Annotated in this window: 15 protein-coding genes and 1 pseudogene; 8 read left to right on the forward strand and 8 right to left on the reverse strand. The window is 63.7% G+C overall.

All coding sequences use genetic code 11. The features are described from left to right. Positions 1 to 7 precede the first annotated feature (7 nt). Together ACI766_RS13250 and ACI766_RS13255 are read left to right on the forward strand one after the other, a co-directional pair. Positions 8 to 833: pseudogene (locus ACI766_RS13250) on the forward strand (hypothetical protein); the annotation flags it as partial. Continuing rightward, the gene (locus ACI766_RS13255) at positions 830 to 1,303 is read left to right on the forward strand and encodes a hypothetical protein (protein ID WP_124122755.1); all 474 of its coding nucleotides are present in this window, start codon (positions 830 to 832) and stop codon (positions 1,301 to 1,303) included. The pseudogene ACI766_RS13250 and the gene ACI766_RS13255, both read left to right, overlap by 4 nt. A 510-nt stretch (positions 1,304 to 1,813) precedes the next feature. Here the strand turns inward: ACI766_RS13255 and ACI766_RS13260 are convergent. The 7 genes from ACI766_RS13260 to ACI766_RS13290 form a co-directional block, all read right to left on the reverse strand. Beyond that, on the reverse strand, positions 1,814 to 2,146 hold the full coding sequence (locus tag ACI766_RS13260) for a hypothetical protein (RefSeq protein WP_019485599.1): 333 nt from the start codon (positions 2,144 to 2,146) through the stop codon (positions 1,814 to 1,816). After that, positions 2,139 to 4,808, reverse strand: coding sequence for an RHS repeat domain-containing protein (locus tag ACI766_RS13265; protein WP_019726245.1), 2,670 nt, complete (start codon positions 4,806 to 4,808; stop codon positions 2,139 to 2,141). Before ACI766_RS13265 ends, ACI766_RS13260 begins: the two co-directional genes overlap by 8 nt. A 14-nt stretch (positions 4,809 to 4,822) precedes the next feature. After that, positions 4,823 to 6,478 (reverse strand): DUF6531 domain-containing protein, encoded by a 1,656-nt coding sequence (locus ACI766_RS13270; protein ID WP_219905889.1) that lies wholly within the window; start codon positions 6,476 to 6,478, stop codon positions 4,823 to 4,825. 75 nt (positions 6,479 to 6,553) lie between these two features. Continuing rightward, on the reverse strand, positions 6,554 to 7,687 hold the full coding sequence (locus ACI766_RS13275) for a DUF6531 domain-containing protein (RefSeq protein ID WP_369809737.1): 1,134 nt from the start codon (positions 7,685 to 7,687) through the stop codon (positions 6,554 to 6,556). 513 nt (positions 7,688 to 8,200) lie between these two features. Next, a complete protein-coding gene (locus ACI766_RS13280) occupies positions 8,201 to 8,728 on the reverse strand; it encodes a GNAT family N-acetyltransferase (protein ID WP_023086192.1) in 528 nt (175 codons plus the stop codon). Then, complete coding sequence (locus ACI766_RS13285; protein WP_003089732.1) at positions 8,725 to 9,576, reverse strand: class I SAM-dependent methyltransferase; 852 nt, start codon at positions 9,574 to 9,576, stop codon at positions 8,725 to 8,727. Before ACI766_RS13285 ends, ACI766_RS13280 begins: the two co-directional genes overlap by 4 nt. Positions 9,577 to 9,629: 53 nt before the next feature. Further along, positions 9,630 to 9,851, reverse strand: a complete 222-nt coding sequence (locus tag ACI766_RS13290; protein ID WP_003089729.1) for a YgdI/YgdR family lipoprotein — start codon at positions 9,849 to 9,851, stop codon at positions 9,630 to 9,632. Positions 9,852 to 10,007: 156 nt separating this feature from the next. On the opposite strand from ACI766_RS13290, the gene ACI766_RS13295 reads away from it, so the two are divergent. The 3 genes from ACI766_RS13295 to ACI766_RS13305 all read left to right on the forward strand — a co-directional run bounded on the left by ACI766_RS13295 (position 10,008) and on the right by ACI766_RS13305 (position 14,325). Then, complete coding sequence (locus ACI766_RS13295) at positions 10,008 to 11,588, forward strand: alpha/beta hydrolase (protein ID WP_023086193.1); 1,581 nt, start codon at positions 10,008 to 10,010, stop codon at positions 11,586 to 11,588. A gap of 202 nt (positions 11,589 to 11,790) precedes the next feature. Then, complete coding sequence (locus ACI766_RS13300; protein WP_034023116.1) at positions 11,791 to 12,708, forward strand: hypothetical protein; 918 nt, start codon at positions 11,791 to 11,793, stop codon at positions 12,706 to 12,708. A gap of 81 nt (positions 12,709 to 12,789) precedes the next feature. Continuing rightward, positions 12,790 to 14,325, forward strand: coding sequence for a sigma-54-dependent transcriptional regulator (locus tag ACI766_RS13305; protein ID WP_003105794.1), 1,536 nt, complete (start codon positions 12,790 to 12,792; stop codon positions 14,323 to 14,325). 7 nt (positions 14,326 to 14,332) lie between these two features. Here the strand turns inward: ACI766_RS13305 and ACI766_RS13310 are convergent, their stop codons facing one another. After that, entirely contained in the window at positions 14,333 to 16,075 is a 1,743-nt protein-coding gene (locus ACI766_RS13310; protein WP_003111567.1) for an amidohydrolase, read from the reverse strand. Between the two features lie 122 nt (positions 16,076 to 16,197). On the opposite strand from ACI766_RS13310, the gene ACI766_RS13315 reads away from it, so the two are divergent. The 3 genes from ACI766_RS13315 to gcvP all read left to right on the forward strand — a co-directional run bounded on the left by ACI766_RS13315 (position 16,198) and on the right by gcvP (position 20,653). Further along, positions 16,198 to 17,121, forward strand: a complete 924-nt coding sequence (locus ACI766_RS13315) for a LysR family transcriptional regulator (protein WP_003089722.1) — start codon at positions 16,198 to 16,200, stop codon at positions 17,119 to 17,121. Positions 17,122 to 17,379: 258 nt separating this feature from the next. Continuing rightward, positions 17,380 to 17,763, forward strand: a complete 384-nt coding sequence (gene gcvH / locus ACI766_RS13320) for a glycine cleavage system protein GcvH (RefSeq protein ID WP_003089718.1) — start codon at positions 17,380 to 17,382, stop codon at positions 17,761 to 17,763. A gap of 10 nt (positions 17,764 to 17,773) precedes the next feature. Then, positions 17,774 to 20,653, forward strand: a complete 2,880-nt coding sequence (gcvP, locus tag ACI766_RS13325; RefSeq protein WP_003451144.1) for an aminomethyl-transferring glycine dehydrogenase — start codon at positions 17,774 to 17,776, stop codon at positions 20,651 to 20,653. Positions 20,654 to 20,717 lie beyond the last annotated feature (64 nt).

Genomic DNA, 20,717 nt, shown 5'->3' on the forward strand with positions numbered 1-20,717 from the left:
AAAGGGGGCAGATTTATTTTTCGGTGTTTATGAGTTGGTCAAGAGCTGGAGGGAAACCTATGCAGCTCTGGAGCAGTTGGCCACTTCGCCAGAGTTCCGGCAGCAATTTGGCGATAACTACCTGAAGGGGCTGGAGGAGCGCGCCGCATTCTTGATCTAGGCATACATACGAGGATGCCGGCTGGCAAGGTTCGGTCACAGCTGGTGTCGAGGGCGGTAGCTTCGCTGCGGAACTTGTTGGCGTTCTGACGGCAGTGAAAGGTGGCGCGCAGATAACCGCCAAGCTGCCAACAGCAGCCAAGAACCTGGTCAACGCGATTGCGGAGTCACCTGTTTCCGGTAGTATGAGTTCGCAGCTCGGGGCAGTGGGGGACTTGGGTCGGCTGGGTGGGGGTGCAAAAGGGACTGCGACTGCCGGAAAAGTGGCCGATGAGTTCATTCCACCAGGAATGGAACATCCGTTCCGTCCAGTTAATCCGGAGTTCCCACCAAACAAAGCTGTAGTGGATGCGATGGAAAGCCCGCGCATTAAAGGAATGACGGCTTGTGATGGTACAGACTGTTCAGAAATTGCGAGTAAGTTGCTTGCGGCAGCAGGCGGGAAGGGGAAAGTTATTGAGGTTAGGCCAACTCAGCGGAGTAACCTAAATTTGTATGAGAATGGTAACGAAGTCCCAGGGCAAGCTTATCACCAAGTCTATACAGATGGGCGGTACGTGTATGACCCTCGGCTGTCATCTCAGCCAATACCTAAAGGCGACTGGGAACAGCATATAAAAGGCATGAATCCTGATGGGGTCACTATTTCTGATAAGTTGCAGGGGTTGCGATGAATACTCCTGAAATCAAAAGAGAAAGTAGCTCCTTGCTCGAGTTAATCGAGGCTCTCGGTGAAACTGAATGGCGAAAATGTGTAAATAGCCAATTTATCAATAAAGAGCGTGGGGAGTGGGTGATTAAAGATCAGTCCTCACATCCTCCTAGGGTTTGGTTTAGATTCATACAGGAAGATCCCGCCATAATTTCGCGCCTGCGAGTGGCTATAGAAAGCTATCAGGGGAGAGTTAAGTGGGTTCTTGATGAGCATAAGAGGGTTGATCTTCCTGGAACAAATTGGGGCATAGTGCCGAGCCGCTTATTAGAAGTCTGGGATCTTGCTCGTGCGTTAGATTTAGCCCCTAATCAATATATGGCTAAATACGAGCCGGAATTCGGGTCGATTGCCTATGAAGATATCATTGATCTGACAGAGCACATCCGCCGAGCCTTTCCTGAAGTTACAAGCAAAAACCCCAGCTTATGAGCTGGGGTTTCCTTTGCGCACTATCACCGCTCTCGCTTCGTAATTGCCCAACGCCCCGGCCCATACGGGGGATATTTTTAAGAATAAAGGGGGCATATTTGTTTTCCCTACCCTAATTTCTGAGCAGGGAGACTCCAGTGCAGACGACGTAAGGAGGCTCCGCGATGCCTAGGCAGAGGCGAGTGGTTTTACTGAACTATCCGCTTCACGTGGTTCAGTATGGGTAAGATCGGCAGCGGTATTATACAGTGGGGATGAGGAATATAAGCACTAGCCAGAACTAGAGTAGGGAAAATAAATCTGTCCCCTTTTCCCCGCTAATTCTCTGAGCAGAGAGGCTCCAGTGCAGACACCGTGAAGAGGCTCCGCGATGCCCTAGGTAAGGGCGATTGGTTTAGCGAGTTATTCGCTTTGAGTGGTTTGGCGTGGGCGGTTGCTGAGATTATGGTAGTAAAAATAAATCTGTCCCCTTTTCCCGCCCTTTCCCAGAAGATTATCTTTAGAGCTTTCTCAGTTTTTTATTGTAAACTGTAAAATCATCAAGGCGATGAGTGCAATAATTAAGGTGAGGAAAGTTGATTGCAGGTAGAGGAGTTGCCTCCCTATTTTTCTGATTTCGTTATTTTCCAAGGCATTGTATTGCTTTCGGAATATAAATTTCTCAAGCTTGAATCCGTCTATTTTTACTAGATAGGATAAGAAATACCCTGATGGCCTGCCAAGCTTCTCCCAGGCGTTTGGCTCTTCTTTCTTTAAAGTTCTTATGAATGTTGTTCTTTTTAGCTCTAATACTACCAGTGTGATGGCGCACAGAACTGCTATTATGTTGTAGAGGCTACTCATTGCCGCTTCCTTCTTTTTCGCAGCTTGGTGCTCTATTGCACTCTTGGCTGCAAGATGCTCCGCAGATCATTACTATTGTGCTATTGCATACTACTCCCCCAAAGAACGGGGTGGTGGCTTTGCTACATAGAGCTCCCACAAGGAAAGACTTTCCATTTCCAGTAAATTTTTTCTTGCACTCTAATGTACATGTGCAGTTGGTGTCAGGTGTGTAGATCAAGTTGTCCGTAGGGTTTGGTGAAAGACCATGCTTGTCGCTTTTTGCAGTTGGATTGTTATCGGAGTATGTGTAGTTATGATTCGGCGTGAATCCATGTTCCCAATACGGAGTGGCTTGCAGCATGCTCTCGCCAGAATTTAAAAATGTCATTTCAGGGTTGTTTAGCTTTCTTAGAGTTTCTACAGGATCACTCTCCACATACCGCCCAGTCTCCGGATCATAGTCGCGGAAGTAGTTGTAGTGCAGCCCGCTCTCCGCATCGTAGTACTGCCCGGGGAAGCGCAGGTTGATCTGGGTGCTGCCCTGGCTCAGCGCTTCGCCGCGGCCGAAGGCGTCGGACTGCCACTGCCAGGCGATCTGGCCGCTGGCGTCGGTGGCCAGGCGCGGGGTGTCGAGGTGGTCGCCATGAAGGTAGAGCAGGGTCGGGTTGCCGACCTTGCCCTGGGCGTCGTAGTCGGCGTCGATGGTGGCCAGCGGCAGGCTGTCCAGCCACAGATAGTACTGGGCTCGCAGTTTCCGGCCGCTGCCGTTGTGTTCGGCTTCGCCGAGCAACTGGCCGTCGGGACCGTAGAGGTAGGTGGTGACGCTCTCGGGGGTGAGCTTGACGATGCGCTGGCCGAGGGCGTTGTAGCGGTATTCGGCGACCTGCTGGCCGTCGAGGCTGACGCTTTGCAGGCGGCCCTGGGCGTCGTAGGCCAGTTTGCGCGCGGCGCGGTCCTGGGTGAGGTTGCCGGCGGCGTCGCTGGTCACCGCTTGCGCGCCGATGGCGGTCAATCGGTTGCTGTCGGGCGCGTACTGGTAGTCCTGGCTGCTGGCGGTGCCGCCTGAGGCCGGGTTGTCGCTGCGTTGGGTGCGGTTGCCGACCGCGTCGTAGGCGTAGCTGCGCCCGCCCTGGACGCCGCGTTCCTCGGTCAGGCGGTCCAGCGGGTCGTACTGGTAGTCCAGGGTGCCCCAGAGGCTGTGGCGGTGCTGCTGGATATTGCCATTGGCATCGTGCTGGTAGTCGCTCTGCCAGGGGCCGACCTTCTGCCGCAGCAGTTGGTAGTCCTGGTCGTACTCGCGGCTGAGGGCGATGCCGTTGCCCCAGGTCAGGCGCTGCAGCGGGCCGAAGGGCAGGTAGGCGATCTGCCCGACCAGGGTGCTCGGTGCCTTGTCGCCCACTGCCAGGGTCACGCTGGCGACCTGGCCGCCGGCATTGCGCGGGTAGCCGATGGCGAGGCCGGAGGGGTAGCCGATCTCCAGCAGTTGGTTGGCCGCGTCGTAGCGGTAGGTCACGCGGTCGAGCAGGGTCTGCTGGTCGAGGCGGATGCTGCGTACCTGCTCGACCAGGTTGCCGCGCTCGTCGTAGCGGTACACCAGGCTGTCGCGGGCACCTTCGATGGCGCCCAGGCGGCCGATGCCCTTGTTGCCATCGGCGGTGAGGTCGTAGCGGTACTGTACGTCGAGGCTCGGGTCGCTCGGCGAGTGGCGCTCGATCAGGCGATTGAGGGCGTCGTAGCGATACTCGGTGACCGTACCGCGAGCGTCGGTGCGGCGGATGACGTTGCCGGCGGCGTCGTGCTCGAAGGTGGTGGTGCCGCTGTCCGGGCTGACCAGTCGGGTCAGGTTGCCGAGGCCGTCGTATTCGTAGCGGGTGGTGACGCCGCGCGGGTCCTTGACCTCGGTGAGGTTGTCCTGGGCGTCGTAGGCGAGTTGGGTCTTGCCGCCGAGGGGATCGCTCTGGCCGACCAGCCGGTCGAGGGCGTCGAAGGCCTGGCTGTGGGCGAACTGGCGCGGGTTGGTTTCGCCGACCGGATTGTCGTTGAGGTCGTAGGCGAAGCTGCGTGTCTGGCCGCCGGCGCCGACCGCACGGAGCAGCCGGCCAAGCTCGTCGTAGGCCCATTGCTGCTGGCGCACCAGGCTGCCGCTGGCGTCCTTGATGCGCTGGGCGGTGCGATTGCCCTTGGTGTCGACGTCGTATTCGAGGCGTTCGCCGAGGTTGTTGCCGATCGCCACCAGCCGCCGTGCGTCGTCGTATTCATAGCTCAGCCAACTGCCGTCGCCACGAGTGACGCGGGTGATCTGGCCGACCGCGTCGTAGTCGAAGCGGGTGGTGCTGCCGGCGGTGCTGACGGAGGCCAGCCAGCCGTCGACGCCGGTGTAGGCGAGGCTGCTGGTGACGCCGTTGGCATCGGTGATGCTGCCGGGCTTGCCGCGCTCGTCATAGTCGCCGAGGCGGGTGACCTGGCCGAGGGCGTTGGTCACTTGGGTCAGGTTGCCGCGACTGTCGTAGGCATAGAGGGTGACGTCCTGCACATCGGTGCGCGGACCGTCGGCGCGCTCGATCAGGCCGAGGGCGTTGTAGCTGTAGCTCCAGGCGCGCTCGGCCGCCTGCGCGGGCAGGGCGAGGGCGCAGGCCAGGGCGAGGGCGCCGAGGCGGGGGAAGTATGGGGGGATGCGCATGGGTGTCGTCCTTGTCAGCGGGTGGTGACGGTCTCGCCGGTCTTGCGTCCCTCGGCGTCGTACTGGTAGCGGGTGATCCGGCCGGGCTCGCTGACCTGCACCGGGAGGAACAGGGTCGGGTGCCAGTCGGTTGTGATGGTGCGCGCCTGCGGGGTGCCGGCGGCCTCGGTGCGCGAGGTTTCCAGACCACGGGCGTTGTACTGGTAAGTGGTCAGGTTGCCGTTGTTGTCGCGTTTGCTGGCCAGTTGACCGCGGCTGGTATAGGTGAAGGATGAGTTGCTACTGGGGCAGTCGACCGAAGGCTCGCCAATTATCGCGATGATACGTTGGAGACCCTGTAGGTTTTGGAATCGATAACGGGTCACTTTGCCCAGTTCGTTGGTAACGGTAGTCGAACCATCATTGTTGTAGACGATTTGAATCTTCTCCATGCCGCCGGCATGTTCGCTCGAGATAGCTCTGCCTTGATCGTCGTAGGACCAAGTCGCGAATCGTATGCCGCGTTCATCGGTGAGGCCGGTTAGTAGTCGAGGATTGTGCTCGTCCTCGTAATGATAGAGACGTGTTTTGCTCATGCCATTCAAGGTGATTTGGGACTTGATCAACTGCCCACTCGTACTGTAGTCGTAACGCCCTTCAACAGAGCTTGATCGGAAACCAAGTGGCTGGTTGTTCTCGTCTTGAGTGAGTTCAAGAGAGTTTCCGAAGTTGTCTGTCACGAAGAGCTTGTTCTGACTATAGGAGATGCTGCGCTGTACTCCCGACTGTAGGTTCTGTCGTATCAGAGCACCCCTGTCGTTGAAAATGAACTGGTCGTTGTTTTTCGCGGAATATATCCAGCGATTGTCTAGCTTGATCAGGCTGCCCAGTTCGGTTGCTTCTGCCGTAATAGTTCCGTTGTTCAGGCTGAAAATATTTAGCCTGCCGGTCTCTCTGGTGAGATAGATGGTACTCCTCGGTAGGTCAATGTCCAAACGCATGGAGAAGTTGTGCCGCCAGTAGCCATCAAGACTGTTGTAATTTCGGCTGAGGATCAGGGCGTTCCCTCTACCGCCCCGCAGATCTATTTCTTCCTGATATTTATTGCCAATAGCGAAATTTATAGGGTTTCCTCCGTACGGCGATGGGCAAGATATATCAGAAGGACCTTTGTTCTTGGCGGGCTGTGTTTTGATAACGCAAGTTTTCCTGATCTGCTTGGGAGCGATAGTCTCAGATCTAGGCCAATAATCTTCGGGGCATGTCCATACTGTTTGAGTGCCCAGGGAGCCTGCTGGGGCTGGTGGGCTAATAGTTACGATGCCGGCAGCATTTATGCTTTGACTAATGGAGTGTCTTATTAGTGAATGGCTATTGTATTCTCCATTGGTTTTTCCGAATATCTCACTGCCTTCTGCATGGGTGATGATGAACTTGGTACAGCTATATACTGCTTTGCTTGTACATTGCTTGAATGTTTCTTCTTGTTTTTCGTTTATCTTTAGTATTACTTTTGTTAATGTTTCTTCGATGATGGGAAGGTAGATGTCGTTGGCGAATTTATATTTCTTTTTTGGTTCAAGAATTGCGCCGGGAGATGCGTATGTCATTGTCGAAAAAGCGGCAGCTATGCACAAGACAAGGCTTGAGTAGGTGCGAGGTGGCTCTGAGTCTAGAGGAGGTTTCGTCATGTCAATTTCTTTTGGAGTAAGCTTGTTTTAGTTTAAGGTCACTGCTGGTTCGTCTCGCATACCGAAAAGAAGTCTTCATTGGTTCGCCATGATTCCTTCACTGGTTCTGCGTCCCTCGGCGTCGTACTGGTAGCGGGTGATCCGGCCGGGCTCGCTGACCTGCACCGGGAGGAACAGGGTCGGGTGCCAGTCGGTTGTGATGGTGCGCGCCTGCGCAGTGCCGGCGGCCTCGGTGCGCGAGGTTTCCAGACCGCGGGCGTTGTACTGGTAGGTGGTCAGGTTGCCGTTGTTGTCGCGTTTGCTGGTGAGCAGGCCCTGGTCATCGTAGGTGAAGGTGGAATTGCTGCTGGGGCAGTTGGGCGAGGGTTGCCCTTCGATGGCGACGATGCGCTTGATGCCCTGGATCACCTGGAAGCGGTAGGTGGCCTGCTTGCCGTATTCGTTGGTGACGGTGGTGGAGCCGTCATCGTTGTAGGCGAGGGAGACCTTTTCGGCGCCGTTGGCGTGTTCGCTGGAGATGGCGCGGCCTTGGTCGTCGTAGGTCCAGGTGGCGTAACGCGTGCCTTGTTCGTCGATGATTCCAACCATTAACCCGGCATTGCCACTGTCAGCATAGAGATACTTCCGGGTGCGGTTGAGTCCTTGGGACGTGGTTTTCTTCGAAACCAGCCTGGCGCCCCCGTCATATAGATATTCCACTTTCAGGGAACCGTTGTAATCGACGAGGTAGGGTTGTTTCGTTGCGTTCCAGGAAACGGTTAGGGTGTTTCCGAACCCATCTTTAGCCTTGGTGGTGGAGAGGTTCGGATAGGTTATCGTGATGACCTGCCCCCTGACTTTCCTCTGGATAAGCCGGCCCTGGACATCGAAAAGTGAGCTGGTTCCGTCCCTATAGTCATACCTCCAGCCTGCCTGGTCTTTTGAAAGTGTACCCGTCGTTGCGTCGGACGATATTGCGCCGTCAGTCAGCCTGAATAGTTCCTGACGACCATCGGGTAGAGATAGGGAAATATTTTCGCCTACTATTTTTAAGCCTTCCTGGAAGGTGTTCGTCCACATTCCGGTAACGCTGTTGTAGTATCTCTCGAACTGGAGAGGGGAGTGCGACGGATCTATATCGGTTTCACGTTGAAATTTATTGCCGATACTGGCATTTATAGGGTTTCCCTGGAAAGATGAGGGGCCTTGGCATCCGTTTTCGTTGGGGATTCCCGCGTTCTTTCGATCGGAGACGTCAGTGGGGCACTCGTACCGGCCATTGAAAAGGTTGTATGGGCAGCCAGTTGGAGGAGCCTGAGTAACGTTTACAGCCGTGCCGGAGGCCCCCCACCAGTTAGGATTTCCGTAGGTAGCAGTGCCGGATGTAGCTGCTAGCGGAGACTTTCTGAATATGCTGATGCTGCAAAAAAATGAATTGTATCGGGCATCTATAAGTGTTTTTCTGCTGATGTACCCTAGAACTACGTGACCACCCTTCAGATTGCTATCTATATAGTACCTGTCGCTGGCCGCGCAAGCGGCTTCGAGCGAGGGTTGTCGCCTATCTGGATATGGCACGTGTCCAGGTTGTCCAGGGGCTGGTCCTGAAACTGAAAGCTCCCAGCCTTCCTCCGCATGCACTACGGCGATGAATGTATTTAACAGGAGAAAAGCGAGAGCTTTGTACATTTCCATTCCTTGAAGTCTATTTGCACTGCTGATTATCAACGAGACTCAGCATCACTATAGATTGAACACCAGATGAACATCCTCCGGCTCCAACCGATACAACTCCTCATCCGGCTCTATGCACAGCCGGCATCCGAGTCTCGTATAAAAATCCACCGTGTTCTGCGACGGCGTAGCCGAAACGTAGAGCGCGCTGGCGCCGAGGTGGCGGGCCTGGGTGGCGGCGAGGTGGAAGAGGTGGGCGCCGAGGCCGCGGCGGCGGTAGGCGTGGCTGAGGTGGAGGAACTTCAGTTGCAGCCAGTCGCGCTCGGGGCCGAGGCGGCGCGGGTCGAGGACTACTGCGCCGATCAGGCGGCCCTGGTCGAACAGGCCGAGGAACCAGCCGCCGCGGTCGAAGCAGTCGAGCAGGATCGGCGTGTAATGCTCGGCCTCGCCCTCCGGCCAGCCGCGCATGTCGTAGAACTCGGGGCGCAGCACCAGTTGGCCGGCCTCGACGGAATACAGGTGTTCGATCACTTCGCTGCGGTCGATCTCCCAGACCAGGGGGATTTCGTCGCGGCGCAGCAGGCGTTCTTCGGTCATCGTGGTTTCCTTGCGCTGAGGCCGTACATCAGCGGCAGGCGCGGACGATCGGCGGGCGGCAGCATGCGTCCGCCGCCGCCGTCGCGCATGCCGTCGAAGCCGGCCCAGCCGTTGGCGTAGGGGTATTCCTCCAGCCGTTCGAGTTGCAGGCCGGCGCCGAGCAGGGCGCCGATCACATCGGCCAGGCCCCACTGGAACTCGTAGCTGGGATGAGGGTTGCTGAAGTTCTCGACGCCGGCGCGGTAGCCGGAGGGCGCCAGGCTGGCGCCGGACTCGGCGACATAGTCGCTGACGCCGCTCTCGGCGATCGGCTCGCGGCTGAAGTAGTCGTAGGCCGGTTGCCAGTGTGGGTCGAAGTACAGGGCGAAAGGATGGAACTCCACCAGGACGAAGCGCCCGCCGGGAACCAGTACCTGGGCGATGCCGTCGGCCCAGCGCTTGAGGTCGGAGAGCCAGACCAGCGTGCCGTAGGAGGCGAAGACCCGTTCGAAGCGTTCGCCGCGGGTGGCGGCGACGGGCAGCCAGCGGAGGATGTCGTCGCGCTGGAAGTCGGCGGCGATGCCGCTGTCGCGGGACAGCTGGCGGGCGAAGTCGATGGCGCTGTCGGCGATGTCGACCCCGGTGACGCGGGCGCCAAGGCGCGCCAGGCTCAGGCTGTCCTGTCCGGCGTTGCATTGCAGATGCAGCAGGCGCAGGCCGTCGAGATGGCCGAGCAGTTGCAGTTCCTCGGGATAGAGCGTGGAACCGCCGTTGCGGAAGAAAGCGGCCTGGTCGGCCTTGTGGCTGTTGTGCGCCCGGGTGGCGGCGTTCCACGACAGCCGGTTGGCCTCGTGCAGGTCGGATCGCATGGTTCGACTCCTTCCCTGGAGTGCGCCACCGCGCGGATGGCGGGTCCGGGGGATTACATGTCCTTGATGCTGCGCACCTGGTCCTTGTTGACGCGGGTGCGCTTGCCGTCCAGTTGCTCCAGTTCGTAGAAGCCGGAACTACGATCATAGCGCGGGGTATCCACCGCCTGGATCTCGCGGCCATCGTTGAGGGTGACGATGGTCGGGGTGGAGCAGCCGGCCAGGACGGCGAATGCGGACGAGAGCAACAGGGCGGGCAGCAGACGGGAGGTCATCGGAATTTTCCTTCGGACGGTTTTCGAGGCGGCGGATTCTACTCCAGTCGCGGCGCAACCGCTCTAGCCTGGATCACAGCGGCAAATTTCCGCTGCGATCGTACGTCTCTTCCGGTGAGCCGCCCGGATGGCGGCGCCTCTTCGAAGGGAGATTCCATGTCTGCCGTTTCCACCTCGTTGTTGCTTTTCCTCAACCTGCTGACCCCGGCCCAGGCCGCCCAGCCCGTGCCGCTGGCCGATGGCCGCATCGAGATCGCTGCCGGCGAGAGCCGCCAGCGCTACCTCGACCTTGCCCCCGGCGAGTTGCAGTTGCTCGACCTGGAGGTCGACCGCGGCCGCGTCCGCCTGCGCGCCACCACGCCCGACGGCAAGGCGTTGCGCGCGACGGAGCTGGCCGGACGCCAGTCGCTCGGCCTGCAGGCCGGCGAGCGCCAGGGCCTGCGCCTGACCTTCAGCGCCGACGAAGACACCGCACTGACCCTGATCCCCACCCAGCGCCTCACCCCGCAGACCCCGGCGCTTGATTCGCCGGCGCCGCAGAGCCCGACCCTGCAACGCCTGCAGGCGGAGCTTGCGGAAAAGCGCCCCGGCGCGCTGAAGGCGTTCTGGAAGCAGGTAGCGAAGCAGGGCACGCCGCTGGTGGAGCCGTTGGATGCCGAACGTGTGCTGATCACCTTCCTCTGGCGCCAGCAGCGTCCCGGCGACGTGCGCCTGCTGTGGCCGACCCCGGAGGTCAACACCCGCCGCTTCGAGGCCCTGGCCGGCAGCGACGTGCGCTACCTGAGCCTGCCGCTGCGCCGCGACGCGCGGGTTTCCTACCAGCTCAGCGCCGACCTGCCGGACCTGCAACAGGCCGATCGCGGCACCTTGCGCCTGGCGTTGCAGGCGGCGGCGCGGCCGGACCCGCTGAGCCGTACGCCGTGGCTCAACAGCCGCGCGCTGCCGCGGGCCGAGCAGGCCTCGCTGGTGCAGCTCGGCGGCGCCCCTGCCGAGACCTGGGACCAGCCGCGCAAGGACGTGCCGCGCGGCAAGGTGGAGCGCCTGGGCTATAGCAGCCAGGCCCTGGCCAACCAGCGCCAGCTGACGCTCTACACGCCGCCGGGCTACGATCCCGAGGGCCAGCGCTATCCGCTGCTGGTGCTGTTCGACGAGGACCACTACGCGCGCGACGTACCGACCCCGACCATCCTCGACAACCTGATCGCCGCCGGGCGTATCCGCCCGACCCTGGCGGTGATTGTCGGCAATGTCGACGCCAGCAGCCGGGGCCGCGAGCTGCCCTGCAACGAGGCCTTCGCCGACATGCTCGCCCACGAGTTGCTGCCCTGGTTGCAGCAGCGCTATGCATTGAGCGAGGAGCCTGCCGATCGCGTGCTTTCCGGTTCCAGCTACGGCGGGCTGGCCTCGGGCTGCATCGCCTACCGTTATCCGGAACGCTTCGGCAAGGTGCTGAGCCTGTCCGGCTCGTTCTGGTGGGGGCCGGACGAGCAGCAGCCGCAGTGGCTGGTACGGCAGTTCGCCGCTGGCGAGCGTTTGCCGCTGGCGTTCTTCCTCAGTTCCGGCCTGCTCGAGGAGCCCGAGGCGGACGGCATTCTCGGCAGCAACCGCAGCCTGCGCGCGGCGCTGCAAGGCAAGGGCTACCCGCTGCACTACCGTGAGTTCCCCGGCGGTCACGACTACGCGGCGTGGAGCCTGGAGCTTGCCGAAGGGTTGCAGGCCTTGTTGCCGGCGCATTGAGCCGGCTGGCTGGCGTGGGGCGGATAGCCGCTTGCGGTTATCCGCCGTGCCGCGGCCTGGAGGTGGGGGAAGACTGTCCGGAGCGTGTCCGCAATGCCCACCGCGTTGCGGAATCGGAAAAAATCGTCCAGGGCCATTTGCCAGCGTCGGCGGATAGGGGACAATCGGCGTTCGCCTCAATCGAACGACAAGGATGTTCTCGATGCGCCGACTCTTGCGCCCGGTATTCTGCGCCGCGCTCTTCTGCCTGTACCCAGCGCTGGTCCAGGCTGCCGCAGAAAGCGAAATCCTCGGCCTGTTCCAGCGCTGGCAGGCCGCCCACGGGCAGCGCAGCGGCAAGGCCCTGGAAGGGGTATATGCGCCGCGCCTGGACTACTATGGCCGCGCGCAGACGCGCGATCGCACCCTCTCCGCCAAGCAGGCCTTCTTCGCCCGCCATCCCGACTTCGAGCAGCGCATCGTCGCTGCGCCGCAGATCGTGCCGGGCGACCAGGAAGGCCGCTACGAGGTGCGCTTCGTCAAGCAGGTACGCCTCGACGGACGCCTGCGCAACTATCCGGGGCTGCTCCTGGCCGAGCGCGCCGGGCCGGGCGATACCTGGCGCTTCGTCGGCGAGAGCGACGAGATCACCCGCTACGCCGTCGACCCGCGGTACACCCCGCTGGCTCGCGGCCGCTTCGCCGGTACCGAGGCGGATTTCGCCTGGGTAGTGGCCCATGCGCCGAACAGCGCCGCCTTGTGCGACGAATACGAGGATTGCCGCTGCGACCTCTGGAGCGCCGACGCGCGCGTCCCGCCCAAGCCGCTGGGCAGTTGCACCGGCGCGGTGCTCAGCGTCCTCGGCGGCCTCGACGACAGCGGCCGCGAGCGCCTGCAACTGCTGCGTACCTGGTGGACCAGCACCTGGACCAAGTCGTCGCTGCTGGAAATCCGCGACGGCCAGTGGGTGCGGGTGCTGCCGGACATCTCCACCACCTGGGACGATGCCGAGGCCGAACTGGTGCTGTACAAGGCCGACCCGCAGCAGCCGGGCCGAGTGCTGGTGACCGAAACCGTGATGGACGACGAGGGCGACTGGAGCCACCGCACCCGCAGCGAGGCGCTGCGCCCCGTACCCTGACGCCGGCCCCTTGGGCTGGGCGGCGCCAGGCCGTACAATCGACGGCTTTATGGCGAGCGTCGCCGCAGTCCAGGTTCCCGCATGCGCATCCACGTCTCCTTCATCGACCGTGTCGGCATCACCCAGGAGGTGCTGGCGCTGCTGGGTGGGCGCAACCTGAACCTGGATGCGGTGGAAATGGTGCCGCCGAACGTCTACATCGACGCGCCGACCCTCAGTCCCGAAGTGCTGGAGGAACTGCGCGCAGCGCTGCTGGGCATCCGTGGCGTGCAGGCGATGACCGTGGTCGACATCCTTCCTGGCCAGCGCCGCCGCTTGCAGCTCGATGCGTTGCTGGCGGCGATGGCCGATCCGGTGCTGGCGGTGGACGGCAAGGGCCTGGTGCTGCTGGCCAACCCGGCCTTCAGCGAGCGCTGCGGACGCGACCCGGCCGGCGAGCGGCTGGCCAGCCTGTTCGACGATGAAACCCTGGAGGATGCGCTGGTCGAGCAGGGCTTCCGCCTGCCGCTGCGCGAAGTGACATTCATGGGCCAGGCCCTGCTGCTCGATGCCACGCCGATCACCGAAGGACCGGGCGAGGGCGAGCGGCACCTGGCCGGCGGCCTGCTGACCCTCTACGAACCGAACCGCATCGGCGAGCGCCTGGCGGCCTTGCACCATGACCATGCCGAGGGGTTCGAGATGCTCCTCGGCGATTCCCAGCCGATCCGCACCCTGAAGACCCGTGCGCAGCGCGTGGCGGCGCTCGACGCGCCGCTGCTGATCCACGGCGAGACCGGTACCGGCAAGGAACTGGTGGCGCGCGGCTGCCATGCCCTGAGTGCGCGGCACAACTCGCCGTTCCTGGCGCTGAACTGCGCGGCGTTGCCGGAGAACCTGGCCGAAAGCGAGCTGTTCGGCTACGCCCCCGGCGCCTTCACCGGCGCCCAGCGCGGCGGCAAGCCGGGCCTGCTGGAGCTGGCCCACCAGGGCACGGTGTTCCTCGACGAGATCGGCGAGATGTCCCCCTATCTGCAAGCCAAGCTGCTGCGCTTCCTCAGCGACGGCAGCTTCCGCCGGGTCGGCGGCGACCGCGAGGTGAGGGTCGACGTGCGGATCCTCAGCGCCACCCACCGCAACCTGGAGAAGATGGTCGCCGAGGGCAGCTTCCGCGAGGACCTGTTCTACCGCCTCAACGTGCTCAGCCTGGAAGTCCCGCCGTTGCGCGAGCGCGGCCACGACATCCTGCTGCTGGCGCGGCACTTCATGCAGCAGGCCTGTGCGCAGATCCAGCGCCCGGTGTGCCGGCTGGCGCCGGGCACCTACCCGGCGCTGCTGAGCAACCGCTGGCCGGGCAACGTGCGCCAGTTGCAGAACGTGATCTTCCGTGCCGCTGCGATCTGCGAGAGCAGCCTGGTGGATATCGGCGACCTGGAGATCGCCGGCACCGCCGTGGCGCGGCAGAACGACGGCGAGGTGGGCAGCCTGGAGGAGGCAGTGGAGGGCTTCGAGAAAGCCCTGCTGGAGAAGCTCTACGTCAGCTATCCATCGACCCGCCAGTTGGCGGCGCGCCTGCAAACCTCGCACACCGCCATCGCCCACCGCCTGCGCAAGTACGGCATCGGTCCGCGCGCCTGAAGCGGGCTCAGCCCTCGCTGGAATACACCGGCTTGCCGGCGAACCAGGTCTTCAGCACCTTGGTTTCGCCCAGTTGCGTCTCCGGCACCTCGAACACGTCGCGGTCGAGGACGATGAAGTCCGCCTGCTTGCCCGGCTCCAGGCTGCCGATCCGGTGCTCCAGGCCGATGGTCCGCGCAGCGTTGCGGGTGTAGGCGTAGAACATGGTCTGGCGGTCCAGGCGTTCGCCGGCGTTGAGCACGCCCTGCGGGCCCTTGCGGGTCACCGCCTGCTGGATGGCCTTCCACGGCGACAGGCTGGACACCGGCCAGTCGCTGGCCCCGGCGATGGTCGCGCCCTTGCTCAGCAGGGAGTGCGCCGGGTACTGGTAGCGGTAGGCGAAGGCACTGATATAGGGCTTCATCAGGTCCACTGTGGTTTCGTCGGCGGCGGCCCAGTACAGCTGCATCGAGGCGATCACGCCAAGCGGCCTGAAGCGCTCGAACTCCTTGGGATTGACCAGTTGCAGGTGGGTAATCGAATGGGCGATGCCGCTGTCGCGGTCGCGCCGCGCCTGCTGCATGCCGTTCAGCGCCTCGCGCACCGCGCGGTCGCCGATGGCGTGGACGTGGACCAGCCAGCCGCGGGCGTCGGCGGCGCTGACCAGTTCGCCGAAGTGCGCCGGGTCGATCAGCAGTTCGCCCGTCTTCCTGCTGTTGCGATAGGGCTCGAGGAGCGCGGCGGTCTGCGCCGGGTATTCCGGTACGCCGTCGGCGAACACCTTGATTCCCGGCAGGGTCAGGTTGGGGCTGCCGAGGAAGCGCTGGCGCACCTTGTCCAGCACCTCGAGGTCGGCCGGCCGGCTGCGTGGATTGGCGACCAGGAGGGCGGCGACGTGGGCACTGAGTTCGCCGCCCTTGGCCAGCCGCTGGTAGACCGGTAGCACGCCGACGGTGTTCTCGTCGGGCCTGAGGCTGAACAGGGCATCGCCCGGCGAGCCATTGGCGGCCGGGTCCATCCATGCGGTCAGGCCCAGCGAGTTGCTGTAGCGCACCGCGCTGCGTCCGGCTTCTAGCATCTGTTCCGCGCTCGGCGCCGGCAGTACCGCGAGCACCGCGTCGAGACCGGCATCGGCGAGGAAGCCGTTGGGGGTGGCGTCGGCGTCGTGGCCGATGGTGTTGCGCTGTTCCTCGGGCAGGGCGCGGACCCGCGCGGCGTCGATGCCGGCGCGTTTCAGCATGGCGGCGTTGGCCCAGCCGGTGTGGTGGTCGCTGCCGATGAAGGCCAGCGGCTGGTCGGCCCATTCGCCGTGGTCGAATCGCGCTCGGAAGTCCTTGACCTGGCTCCAGTAGGCGGTATGCATGCCGCTGACATTGAGCATGTCGCCATGTCGCGCCTTGCCGTTGTCGCGCCAGGCGCGCAGGCGCCGTTCCAGTTCGTCGAGGCCGACCTGTTCGTTGCCCATGTCCGCGCCGGCCAGCTCCAGGCCGCCGAACACCGCGTGCGAATGGGTGTCGATCAGGCCGGGCATCAGGCGCTTGCCGCCGAGATCGACGACCTGGCTGTCGCCATCGGCCAGGGCGCGCAGCCCGGCCTCGTCGCCGACCGCGAGGATCCGCCCGTCCTCCACCGCCAGGGCCTCGGCGAAGGGTTGCTGCGGATTGGCGGTGAAGATCCTGGCGTTGACCACCAGCAGGTCGGCGGCGCCGAGGGCGTGCAGGGGGATGGCCAGGCAGGCGCCGGCGAGGAGGGTGGGAATCCGTTGCTTCATGGTGGTTTCCTTTGCTTCTTGGTCTTGTGTAGCGTGGCCCGGGCAAGGCGAGACTAGCCAAAGCGCCGGCCCGGCAGAACCGGGCGCGACGCACAACACTTGTGCCGGAACGGAAGGAGTCGATGGACAAATTGAATGCCCTGGCGATGTTCGTCGCCACTGCCGAAACCGGTAGCTTCAGCCGTGGCGCCGAGCGCCTGGGCAAGACGCCCTCGGCGCTGACCAAGGCCGTCGCCCACCTGGAAGCGGAACTCGGTGCCCGCCTGTTCGAGCGCACTACCCGCAGCCTGGCGCTGACCGAGGCCGGGCAGATCTACCTGGAGGCGGCCCGCCAGTCCCTGGAAACGCTGCGCACGGCGGGGCAGGAGATCGAACTGCTGGAGTCGGAGTTGCGCGGCGAACTGCGCCTCGCCGCGCCGCCGTCGTTCGCCGCGGCGTTCCTCCAGCAGGCCTGCGCCAGCTTCCTCGAGGCGCATCCGCGGATCAGCCTGCGGGTGGACCTCGACGAAACCTTCCTCGATCTCAGCGAAGGCGGCTACGACCTCGGCCTGCGCGACGGCCCCATCGACCTGCCGGGGCTGGTGGCGCGGCCGCTGGCGCCGAACCAGATCGTGCTTTGCGCCAGCCCCGCCTACCTGGCGCGGCAACCCGCGCCGCAAGGCCCGGAGGACTTCGAGCGGCACGCCTGGCTGGTCTTCCAGCACCCTTCGCTGAACCAGAACTTCTGGTGGATGGAGCGCGACGGCGCCCGCCAGCGTATCGACCAGCCGCGCCCGCGACTGGCCAGCGACAACTACGACTTCCTGCTCGCCCACCTGCTGGCCGGGCTGGGCCTGCAGTTCTGCCCGCAGTGGAGCGTCGCGCCGCTGCTCGGTGAAGGGCGGCTGGTGCGCCTGCTCGGCGACTACCACTTCGACCCGGGGCCGTTCGGGCCCTCCATCCATGTCCTCTATCCGGGGCACCGGCGCAACACGCGGAAGGTCCGCGCGTTCCTCGAGCACCTGCGCGCCAGCTTGCAGCGACAGGGGCTGTGCCATCGGCTGTAACGCTTCGGTTACGAGTGGAACGAATTCGTTCCGATTGCCGGAAAAACCTTTGCTGTCAGGCGTTTGCGCTCTGGTTCGGGAAATGTCCGGCGGGTCTGTAACGAAAGCGTTCCATGGCGGCCCTGTCCGGGTTTCCCCCGCGCCCGGCCACGCCCCGTGGCGACAGGGCCGGGGCCGCTTGGCACCCTGCTTGCTACGGGCAGCCGCAGAACAAAGTCCCGTCCCGACCGGGCGACCCGCTGACAATGAGGATCCAGCATGAGCAAGTTGCGCTTTACCACCGACCACGAATGGCTGCGCCAGGACGACGACGGGCTGCTGACCGTCGGCATCACCGCCTACGCCCAGGACGCCCTCGGTGACGTGGTATTCGTGCAGTTGCCGGAACTCGGCGAACACGCCGCCGGCAGTGAAGTGGCGGTGCTGGAGTCGGTCAAGGCCGCCAGCAACATCCTGATGCCGCTGGACGGCGAGGTGGTGGCGATCAACGACGCGCTGCCGGACGCCCCGGAGCTGGTCAACCAGGATCCGCTCGGCGAGGCCTGGTTCTTCCGTTTCCGTCCGGCCGACGCCGGCGCCTGGGAAAAGCTGCTCGACCAGGCCGCCTACGACCGCCTGCTGAACGCCAACGCCGACGCCTGAGGATCCCGCCATGACCGATAACCTGAACCTCGGCGCCATCGACCTGGGCACCGACGACGAATTCATCGCCCGCCATATCGGCCCGCGTGCCGCCGACACCCAGGCCATGCTCCAGCGCCTGGGCTACGACTCGCTGGACGCGCTGATCGGCAACGTGATCCCCGACAGCATCAAGGGCAGCAGCGTGCTCGACCTGCCGGCCGGCATGGGCGAGGCCGAGGCGCTGGCCAGCCTGAAGGCGATCGCCGCGCGCAATCGCGCGTTGCGTTCCTTCATCGGCCAGGGCTACTACAACTGCCACACCCCGGCACCGATCCTGCGCAACCTCCTGGAGAACCCGGCCTGGTACACCGCCTACACGCCGTACCAGCCGGAAATCTCCCAGGGCCGCCTGGAGGCGCTGCTGAACTTCCAGACCCTGGTCAGCGACCTGTCCGGCCTGCCGATCGCCAACGCCTCGATGCTCGACGAGGCGACCGCCGCCGCCGAGGCCATGACCTTCTGCAAGCGTCTGTCGAAGAACCGCACCAGCCAGGCATTCTTCGCCTCCCGCCATTGCCACCCGCAGACCCTCGACGTGCTGCGCACCCGTGCCGAGCCGCTGGGCATCGAGGTGGTGGTCGGCGACGAGAGCGCCATCGAAGACTTCTCCGCCTACTTCGGCGCGTTGCTGCAATACCCCACCTGCGACGGCGAGATCGTCGACTATCGCGAACTGGTCAGCCGCTTCCATGCGGTCGATGCGCTGGTCGCGGTGGCCGCCGACCTGCTGGCGCTGACCCTGCTGACCCCGCCGGGCGAGTTCGGCGCCGACGTGGCCATCGGCAGCGCCCAGCGCTTCGGCGTGCCGCTCGGCTTCGGCGGGCCGCACGCGGCCTATTTCGCCACCCGCGACGCCTTCAAGCGGGACATGCCGGGACGCCTGGTCGGCGTCTCCATCGACCGCCACGGCAAGCCGGCCTACCGCCTGGCCATGCAGACCCGCGAGCAGCACATCCGCCGCGAGAAGGCCACCAGCAACATCTGCACCGCCCAGGTACTGCTGGCCAACATCGCCAGCATGTTCGCCGTCTACCACGGCCCGCAGGGCCTGCTGCGCATCGCCCGGCGCACCCACCGGCTGACCGCGATCCTCGCCGCCGGCCTGGAGCGCCTGGGCGTGGCCGTCGAGCAGAAGCACTTCTTCGACACCCTGAGCCTGGCCACCGGCGCGCGTACCGCGGCGATCCATGCCAAGGCCCGCGCCGCCGGGATCAACCTGCGCGAGATCGATGCCGGCCGTCTCGGCCTGTCGCTCGACGAGACCGTCCGCCAGGCCGACGTGGAGACCCTCTGGGGCCTGCTGGCCGAAGAGGGCCAGGCGCTCCCGGACTTCGCCACCCTTGCCGCCAGCAGCGGGGACCGCCTGCCGGTCGAGCTGCTGCGCCAGTCGGCGATCCTCAGCCATCCGATCTTCAACCGCCATCACTCGGAAACCGAGCTGATGCGCTACCTGCGCAAGCTGGCGGACAAGGACCTGGCGCTGGACCGCACGATGATCCCGCTGGGCTCCTGCACCATGAAGCTGAATGCCGCCAGCGAGATGATCCCGGTGACCTGGGCCGAATTCGGCAACCTGCACCCGTTCGCCCCGGCCGAGCAGAGCGAAGGCTACCGCCAGCTCACCGACGAACTGGAGGCGATGCTCTGTTCCGCCACCGGCTACGACGCCGTGTCGTTGCAGCCCAACGCCGGCTCCCAGGGCGAGTACGCCGGCCTGCTGGCGATCCGTGCCTACCACCAGAGCCGCGGCGACAGCCAGCGCGACATCTGTCTGATCCCGTCCTCCGCCCACGGTACCAACCCGGCTACCGCCAGCATGGTCGGCATGCGCGTGGTGGTGGTGGCCTGCGACGCGCGCGGCAACGTCGACGTCGAGGACCTGCGCAACAAGGCCAGCGAGCACAAGGAACGCCTGGCCGCGCTGATGATCACCTATCCGTCCACCCACGGCGTGTTCGAGGAAGCGATCCGCGAGATCTGCGCCATCGTCCACGACTGCGGTGGCCAGGTGTACATCGACGGCGCCAACATGAACGCCATGGTCGGCCTGTGCGCCCCGGGCAAGTTCGGTGGCGACGTTTCCCACCTGAACCTGCACAAGACCTTCTGCATCCCCCACGGCGGCGGCGGCCCGGGCGTCGGCCCGATCGGCGTGCGCGCGCACCTGGCGCCGTTCCTCCCCGGCCACGCTCGCGGCGAGCGCAAGGAAGGCGCGGTGAGCGCGGCGCCGTACGGCAGCGCGAGCATCCTGCCGATCACCTGGATGTACATCCGCATGATGGGCGGCGAAGGCCTCAAGCGCGCCTCGGAAATGGCCATCCTCAATGCCAACTACATCGCCCACCGCCTGGAGGAGCACTACCCGGTGCTCTACGCCGGCGGCAACGGCCTGGTCGCCCACGAATGCATCCTCGACCTGCGTCCGCTCAAGGACAGCAGCGGGATCAGCGTCGACGACGTGGCCAAGCGCCTGATGGACTTCGGCTTCCATGCGCCGACCATGTCCTTCCCGGTGGCCGGCACGCTGATGATCGAGCCCACCGAGAGCGAGTCGAAGGCCGAGCTGGACCGTTTCTGCGACGCGATGATCCGCATCCGCGAGGAAATTCGCGCGGTGGAACGCGGCGAGCTGGACAAGGAAGACAACCCGCTGAAGAACGCGCCGCACACCGCCGCCGAACTGCTCGGCGAATGGAACCATGCCTACAGCCGCGAGCAGGCCGCCTATCCGCTGGCCAGCCTGGTGGAGGCCAAGTACTGGCCGCCGGTGGGCCGCGTCGACAACGTCTACGGCGACCGCAACCTGACCTGCTCCTGCCCGCCGATCGAGGCGTACAGCGAGGAGTGACGGACGAGGAGGGCGCCGCCAGCGGCGGCGTCCTCGCGTTTCCGGCGATACCCCTTTCCCGGCG

It is taken from the genome of Pseudomonas sp. DL (assembly GCF_047199225.1).
Classification (GTDB): domain Bacteria; phylum Pseudomonadota; class Gammaproteobacteria; order Pseudomonadales; family Pseudomonadaceae; genus Pseudomonas; species Pseudomonas aeruginosa.